This is a genomic window from Nitrosospira sp. Nl5 (genome assembly GCF_900102495.1).
Taxonomy (GTDB): Bacteria; Pseudomonadota; Gammaproteobacteria; order Burkholderiales; family Nitrosomonadaceae; genus Nitrosospira.
In genome coordinates this window covers 129,994-135,993 of the sequence record NZ_FMVQ01000009.1, presented here as the reverse complement: position 1 = coordinate 135,993, position 6,000 = coordinate 129,994, and the positions used below count along the sequence as shown (strand labels likewise).

Annotated in this window: 5 protein-coding genes; all 5 read right to left on the bottom strand. The window is 54.7% G+C overall.

Translation table 11 applies throughout. The features are described 5' to 3' along the window. Positions 1-569: 569 nt before the first annotated feature. The 5 genes from BLP45_RS10225 to BLP45_RS10205 all read right to left on the bottom strand — a co-directional run bounded on the left by BLP45_RS10225 (position 570) and on the right by BLP45_RS10205 (position 5,815). A complete protein-coding gene (locus BLP45_RS10225; RefSeq protein WP_256327777.1) occupies positions 570-1,421 on the bottom strand; it encodes a ParB/RepB/Spo0J family partition protein in 852 nt (283 codons plus the stop codon). Positions 1,422-1,461: 40 nt separating this feature from the next. Continuing rightward, entirely contained in the window at positions 1,462-2,244 is a 783-nt protein-coding gene (locus tag BLP45_RS10220) for a ParA family protein (protein WP_090372266.1), read from the bottom strand. A gap of 100 nt (positions 2,245-2,344) precedes the next feature. Then, positions 2,345-2,977, bottom strand: a complete 633-nt coding sequence (gene rsmG, locus BLP45_RS10215; protein WP_090372264.1) for a 16S rRNA (guanine(527)-N(7))-methyltransferase RsmG — start codon at positions 2,975-2,977, stop codon at positions 2,345-2,347. Further along, positions 2,952-4,883: a tRNA uridine-5-carboxymethylaminomethyl(34) synthesis enzyme MnmG gene (mnmG, locus tag BLP45_RS10210; RefSeq protein ID WP_090372262.1), complete on the bottom strand. Its 1,932-nt coding sequence runs from the start codon at positions 4,881-4,883 to the stop codon at positions 2,952-2,954. The genes rsmG and mnmG overlap by 26 nt, the downstream gene beginning before the upstream one ends. Positions 4,884-5,095: 212 nt before the next feature. Next, on the bottom strand, positions 5,096-5,815 hold the full coding sequence (locus BLP45_RS10205; RefSeq protein WP_090372302.1) for a class I SAM-dependent methyltransferase: 720 nt from the start codon (positions 5,813-5,815) through the stop codon (positions 5,096-5,098). Between the last annotated feature and the right edge of the window lie 185 nt (positions 5,816-6,000).

Here is a 6,000-nt window from a genome sequence, read left to right as displayed (position 1 = left end):
CGCGTAACGCCCACTACATTACCAATACATTACATACCCACAACCCTGTAAAGACTATCCCCGAAGATGTCCTAAGTCAAGCAGTTTGTCGGAACCGGGGAGCCGGAATAGTAGCTTGGCAGGCTTGAAGAATCAAAGGGAAGGGGTGGCTGTTAAGGCCGAATTCAGGCGATCTTGAAGGCAAGAGCTTGTTCTATTGGTTGAAAAAAATGGCGGAAGACAGACCGGGCCTCACGTTCAGCCGACAGTTCCTTAAGTCCGGCAACTGCCGGCGGCTGTTAGCACCAATTTACACTGCATTCGCGCATTCGTGAATCGCCCTGAACCACTCACTCGTTGGGAGCCCAGACGAAACTCCCGGTAATGCCGATGCAAATTGAATATAAGATGCTGCGGTACTCCGGTATGCTAATTCCAAGCGAATAACAGCAACGAACCCTTTCTGCTCCTTTACCTATATTGCATAAGCAAACAGACGGGTATCCTTTAGTGAGCATTGTGTGGCACGCTTCCAATTTCTGAAGCCCAGGTCATAGGGGATGCGTGAGAAATGGCTCTCTCTAAAAAGCTCACCACCGGGACAAGATGCCGTCCAATTGCTCCAGGCTGCTGTAATGAATTATCACTGTTCCCTTGCCCTTTTTCCCGGAATTGATGATGACTTGCGCGCCGAGCTTCGCCGAAATATTTTCCTGTAAGCGCAATAAGTCGCGATCGTGTTTGGGACGCTGTTTTGCTATTGGCTGTTCTATTCGATGTACCAGTCTTTCGGTCTCGCGTACCGAAAGCTGCTTGTGTGCCACGAGATTTGCCGCTTCTATTTGCTTGGCCGGCGGCAATGAGAGCAGCGCCCGGCTGTGCCCCATGTCGATTTTTCCCTGCATTAACAATTCCTGTACAGGCGCCGGCAGATTGAGCAACCGCAAGAGGTTGGATACCGCGCTCCGTGAACTGCCCAAAGCCTGGCTCGCTGCTTGGTGAGTCATGCCGAATTCCTTAATGAGCCGTTGAATGCCCATCGCTTCTTCCAGCGGATTTAAATTCTCGCGCTGAATATTCTCGATAAGCGACATCGCCAGCGCAGCCTCATCCGGCACTTCACGGATCAGGGCGGGGACTTCCACAAGTCCGGCGATTTGCGCTGCCCGCCATCGCCGCTCTCCGGCGATGATTTCGTAACACCCGGGAGAAACGGGCCGGACCAGCACGGGCTGCATCACGCCCTGTGCTTTGATGGATTCGGCAAGCTCCAGCAGAGACTCCTTATCCATGCGAGTACGCGGCTGATATTTGCCAGGCTGCAGCAGCGATATTTTCAAATTCCGGAGCGACTCCCCAGCCTTGGCACTCTCGACGTCACCCGACAACAGCGCGTCCAGTCCTCTTCCCAATCCCTTCGATTTCATCGTCTTCTGCCCCATTCCAGGTCTTCCTTTATTTCTGATCCTTGTTCGGAAGCTTTCATGCTGATGCTGTGCCGGTGGCGTGCCGGTTAAGCATTTCTCCCGCCAACGCCAGGTAAGCTTGCGTCCCTTTCGACAGTTTGTCGTGATATAGCGCCGGGGTGCCGAAGCTCGGTGCTTCCGCCAGCCGCACATTGCGTGGAATCACGGTGCGGTAGACCTTGTCGCCAAAGTGCTGCTGCAGCTGTTCCGATACCTGTTGGGCAAGGATGTTGCGCGGGTCGAACATCGTGCGCAACAGTCCCTCGATCTCAAGCACCGGGTTCAGATTGGCGCGTACTTTTTTTATGGTATTGACCAGATCGCTTAGCCCCTCCAGCGCATAATATTCGCATTGCATTGGAATCATTACCGCATAGGCGGCGCACAAGCCATTAAGCGTAAGCAAATTGAGCGCTGGAGGGCAATCAATGAGAATAAAGTCATAGTCACTTTCCACTTCCTGCAAAGCTTCTTTCAGACGCATTTCTCTCCGCGGCAAATCCACCATCTCTATTTCAGCACCAGCCAGCTCACGATTGGCGGGAATCAGGTCATATTTACCCTTGGTATCGACCACGCGCACTTCTGCGATGTGCTGACTACCCAGCAGCGCTTGATAAACCGTATGTTGCAGGGTGCGCTTGTCCACCCCGCTTCCCATGGTCGCGTTACCCTGCGGATCCAGATCTATCAGCAACACACGGCGCCTGGCAGCTGCGAGGCTCGCGGCCAGATTAACGCTGGTTGTTGTTTTTCCCACCCCGCCTTTTTGATTGGTTATCGCCAGAATTCTTGCCACCGCCCGCTCCCAAAACCGGCACTGCCGGAAACCAAATAATCAAACAACACAAAGTGACGGTGGAATGTGGAATGCCTATTAATGACGATCGGCTAACGGCTCACACATGCTTCATCATAACCAGGTGCCGTTTTGCCTCAAGGCCGGGAACTGCAACTGATAATACGTCCTCAACCACGAATTGTGCCGGTAATTGTGCCAGCTCCTCGTCGGGATAAACGCCTTTCATCGCCGCAAGCCTGCCGCTGTTGGTCCCTTCCGCGCAAAGATGCCCCGCAAGATTGACAAAGTCGCCCAGATCGGAAAAAGCGCGCGAAATTACCGTATGGAACCCGTCGGTCGAGTGAAAATTTTCGACCCGCTCGGCCACTACCTCAACATTTTTCAGCGCCAATTCGATACGTGCCTGGTGAAGAAATACAGTTTTTTTATGATTGCTTTCCAGCAAAACCACATGCCAGTCTGGCCGTGCCAAGGCCAAAGGGATTCCCGGAAAACCCGCGCCGCTGCCCACATCGATGACGCGCGGCCCGGCGATGTACGGCAAAATAGACAGGCTATCAAGCAGATGCCGAATCAGCATCGTTTCCGGTTCACGTATCGCCGTCAGATTATGCACCCGGTTCCACTTTCTGACCAAGGCAAGATATTCCAACAAGCGGATTTGAGTTTGCTGCGGAAGCGCAAGCCCCAACGCTTGGATTCCGTTAGCGAGACATGCCGTTGAATTCATGCGTTTTTCTTTTTTTTGGAGCAGAAAAACCGCGTTTCACGTGCACCAGCAATAATGAAATCGCTGCCGGCGTAATGCCGGAAATTCGTGCCGCCTGCCCCGCTGTTTCCGGCTTGTGTTGATTTAATTTTTGCTGTGCCTCGGCTGAAAGACCAAGCACGGTCGCATAATCGAGATCTTGCGGCAAACGGGTTTCCTCGTAATGCGCGTTACGCGCCACTTCATCCTTCTGCCGCTCAATATAACCATGATATTTCGCCTGAATCTCAACCTGATCCGCAACCAGTGGATCGGAGACAATTTCGCCGGCCCCGGGGAGCGTCATCAGGCTCGCGTAGGAGACGTCGGGACGGCGTAGCAGCTCATGCAGGGAATAATCACGCTCGATGGGTTTGCCCAGCACCCGCAGCACCTCCTCCGCGCCTGCCGAAGGCCTGGAATTCTTCGCACTAAGCCAGACGGTTTTCAATCTATCTTGCTCGCGAGCAATCGCTTCCCGCTTGGTATCGAATGCGGTCCAGCGCGCATCGTCCACCACGCCCAGATTGCGCCCCGTTTCGGTAAGGCGCAAGTCCGCGTTATCCTCGCGCAGTTGCAAACGGTATTCCGCCCGGCTGGTGAACATGCGGTAAGGCTCGGTAACACCGCGCGTAATGAGATCATCCACCAGAACCCCCAGATAGGCTTCGTCGCGGCGCGGACACCATGCATCACGGTTCTGCGTTTTAAGTGCCGCATTGATGCCGGCCAGCAATCCCTGCGCGGCAGCCTCTTCATAGCCGGTAGTACCGTTGATTTGCCCGGCGAAGAATAACCCCTCGATTGTTTTGGTTTCAAGTGAGCTTTTCAGCCCGCGCGGATCAAAATAATCGTATTCGATCGCGTAACCAGGACGGGTGATATGGGCCTTTTCCATTCCCCTGATGGAATGTACCAGCTCAACCTGGATATCGAATGGCAAGCTGGTTGATATTCCGTTGGGGTATACCTCATGCGTGGTCAGTCCTTCCGGTTCAAGAAAGATCTGGTGTGCCTCCTTGGCAGAAAATCGAACCACCTTGTCTTCGATGGAAGGGCAATAACGCGGTCCCACACCTTCAATTACGCCCGAGAACAGCGGCGAGCGATCCAGGCCATCCCGAATGATATCGTGCGTGCGCAGATTCGTGTGTGTGATCCAGCACGGCAACTGACGGGGGTGCTGGGCGGCGCTACCCGTAAAGGAAAAGACCGGCGTAGGGCTGTCGCTCAGTTGTTCGGTCATCACCGAGTAGTCTATGCTACGTCCGTCTATACGCGGCGGCGTGCCGGTTTTTAACCGCCCTACCGGCAGTTTCATTTCGCGCAAACGCAGGGCAAGACTGATGGATGGCGGATCGCCGGCCCTCCCGGCGTGAAAATTAGCCGATCCGACATGCGCCAGTCCAGCGAGAAACGTACCGGCGGTCAGCACCACGGCGCGCGCTGAAAACTTTATCCCCAACTGGGTCACAACTCCGGTGACGCGGTCACCCTCAAGCGTAAGGTCGTCCACCCCTTGCTGAAACAGCCACAGATTTGGCTGGCTTTCCAGGCGGTGGCGGATCGCCTGACGATAGAGTACCCGGTCGGCCTGGGCGCGCGTCGCGCGTACCGCCGGCCCCTTGCTCGAATTGAGGATGCGAAACTGGATGCCGGCTTCGTCGGCGGCGGCAGCCATTGCACCGCCCAATGCATCAACCTCCTTAACCAGATGCCCCTTGCCGATGCCCCCTATGGAGGGGTTGCAGGACATCTGGCCCAGAGTTTCGATATTGTGCGAAAGCAGCAGCGTTTTTTGCCCCATTCGCGCGGCGGCAAGAGCCGCCTCGGTGCCTGCATGCCCGCCGCCAATTACGATGACATCGAAATTTTCAGAAAAAGTCATTGGTGTCGCCGCTTATGGCGCTTGTGAAACGCCATGGAAAGGAAAGGCATTCTACGGCAAAATAGAATATGGCGTAAGGGCCGCTCAGCTTCCCGTCTGGGAAACTGACCTTGGCTTATCAGCCCTTCCTTGTGAATGTTTCACGTGAAACACCGGCCGAACCTGCTCTTCGACCCTGCGCCGGGGCGCTTGCAGATCTCTGCTGGACGCTGTCACAATATACGCACCTTCAGCCATATAAAGAGCGGTATCCGCGTCCATTGCCGCAGACGGTTTTCAGCCGCTTTATCGGGCACGGGCTCGCGCAGCGAGGCGATTGCCAAGCCCGTTTTCTCCATTGCCGCCATATAGTCCTGCAAAGGTTGCGACCAACCGGAGAAGTGCATACGTAATCCACTGTGCTCTTCCTCACCTTCGAACCGCTCCCTGCCGTAATAGGTACCTTCGAGGATGAAGGCGGCATCTGGCTCAGGACCTGCGAAGCGGCCACGATCGCGGAATGGATGAACGAGCGATATGAACAGCAAGCCCTTCGGCTTCATCACCCGCCGGGCCTCTTGTAGCGCTGCCGATACATCATCAACGTCCATCAGGACGTTATAGGCCATCACCAGATCGAATTGTTTATCATCAAATGGAAGATCGCTCGCTCCTGCAACGGCATATTGATCGGCCGAATCGGATTGTCGTGCGGCGTCGACCATGGCGGCAACGGCGTCAGTCGCCGTGACGCGATAACCGAGTTTCCTCAGTTCGCGACTAACGCGGCCTTCTCCGCAGCCGATTTCGAGCGCGTCGCCAGCATTCGGGCCAAGGAACTCGACCAATGCGTCGCGATATGCCCAAAAGACGTCATGCTGCGGGGAACGAGCCCATGCAATCCACTGAGGGGCAACCTGTGTCCAATGCGTTTCATCTGCCTTTGCTACCATTTGCTTTTCTCCATTAAACTTTGTGTCGTCTTTAGGCAGATCAAAAATTCGGACCGATGTTTTCATTACAAGAGACGGCCGGCCATATCCATTCTACTATTTCTACCCCAGATTGATTTCCAAAGAGACGACATCATGGAGGGTTACAAATTCGATCTCAACCACTATGCGGGTTTTGGAGACTA